Raw genomic sequence first — 1940 nt, forward strand, 5'->3', positions numbered from 1 at the left:
GAGCTATAGCCCCACACCAGTACTTAGTTCCAACTTCAAGAAGAAATTGGTGGGTCTGAGTGGACTCGAACCACCGACCTCACCCTTATCAGGGGTGCGCTCTAACCACCTGAGCTACAGACCCACTAAGTGTCTTTACTTTTCGACTTATACAATCTGTGTGGACACTTGCATCAATAGTATCGTTAAGGAGGTGATCCAGCCCCAGGTTCCCCTAGGGCTACCTTGTTACGACTTCACCCCAGTCATGAACCACACCGTGGTAAACGCCCTCCCGAAGGTTAAGCTATCTACTTCTGGTGCAGCCCACTCCCATGGTGTGACGGGCGGTGTGTACAAGGCCCGGGAACGTATTCACCGTGGCATTCTGATCCACGATTACTAGCGATTCCGACTTCACGGAGTCGAGTTGCAGACTCCGATCCGGACTACGACATACTTTCTGGGATTCGCTCCACCTCGCGGCCTCGCTGCCCTCTGTATATGCCATTGTAGCACGTGTGTAGCCCTACTCGTAAGGGCCATGATGACTTGACGTCGTCCCCACCTTCCTCCGGTTTATCACCGGCAGTCTCCCTGGAGTTCCCACCATTATGTGCTGGCAAACAAGGATAAGGGTTGCGCTCGTTGCGGGACTTAACCCAACATTTCACAACACGAGCTGACGACAGCCATGCAGCACCTGTCTCAGAGCTCCCGAAGGCACACCAAAATCTCTTTCGGCTTCTCTGGATGTCAAGAGTAGGTAAGGTTCTTCGCGTTGCATCGAATTAAACCACATGCTCCACCGCTTGTGCGGGCCCCCGTCAATTCATTTGAGTTTTAATCTTGCGACCGTACTCCCCAGGCGGTCTACTTAACGCGTTAGCTCCGAAAGCCACTCCTCTAGGGAACAACCTCCAAGTAGACATCGTTTACAGCGTGGACTACCAGGGTATCTAATCCTGTTTGCTCCCCACGCTTTCGCATCTGAGCGTCAGTCTTTGTCCAGGGGGCCGCCTTCGCCACCGGTATTCCTTCAGATCTCTACGCATTTCACCGCTACACCTGAAATTCTACCCCCCTCTACAAGACTCTAGCCTGCCAGTTCAAAATGCGGTTCCCAGGTTAAGCCCGGGGCTTTCACATCTTGCTTAACAAACCGCCTGCATGCGCTTTACGCCCAGTAATTCCGATTAACGCTCGGACCCTCCGTATTACCGCGGCTGCTGGCACGGAGTTAGCCGGTCCTTCTTCTGCAGCTAACGTCAAATCACGCAGGTATTAACTACGTAACCTTCCTCACTGCTGAAAGTGCTTTACAACCCGAAGGCCTTCTTCACACACGCGGCATGGCTGCATCAGGCTTGCGCCCATTGTGCAATATTCCCCACTGCTGCCTCCCGTAGGAGTCTGGACCGTGTCTCAGTTCCAGTGTGGCTGATCATCCTCTCAAACCAGCTAGGGATCGTCGCCTTGGTGAGCCATTACCTCACCAACTAGCTAATCCCAACTGGGCCCATCCTGACGCGAGAAGCCCGAAGGTCCTCCTCTTTGGTCCGTAGACATCATGCGGTATTAGCAGTCGTTTCCAACTGTTATCCCCCACATCAGGGCAGGTTCCCAGCCATTACTCACCCGTCCGCCGCTCGTCATCTTCAAAAGCAAGCTTTTGAAATGTTACCGCTCGACTTGCATGTGTTAGGCCTGCCGCCAGCGTTCAATCTGAGCCATGATCAAACTCTTCAATTAGAATTTTGTTGTTACCCGAAGGTAACGCTCAATGAATACTGAATTACTTTTTTGCCCGTAGGCAAATCTGCATTGACTGTGTTGACAGTGCACTCCGAAGAGATTCACCATCTTGGGTCACTCAGTTCATTGATAAATCTTTTGTCTATCAAGTACGAGTGCCCACACAGATTGTATAGGTCAAATTGTTAAAGAACGTTGACTCGATA

1 tRNA gene and 1 rRNA gene are annotated in these 1940 nt (G+C 51.7%); both read right to left on the reverse strand.

What is annotated here, in order from left to right:
- Positions 1 to 47 precede the first annotated feature (47 nt).
- A tRNA-Ile gene (locus B5D35_RS23960) sits at positions 48 to 124 on the reverse strand.
- Between the two features lie 62 nt (positions 125 to 186).
- Positions 187 to 1731: ribosomal RNA gene (locus B5D35_RS23965) — 16S ribosomal RNA — on the reverse strand.
- Positions 1732 to 1940 lie beyond the last annotated feature (209 nt).

This window comes from Enterovibrio nigricans DSM 22720, from assembly GCF_900167155.1.
Classification (GTDB): Bacteria; Pseudomonadota; Gammaproteobacteria; order Enterobacterales; family Vibrionaceae; genus Enterovibrio; species Enterovibrio nigricans.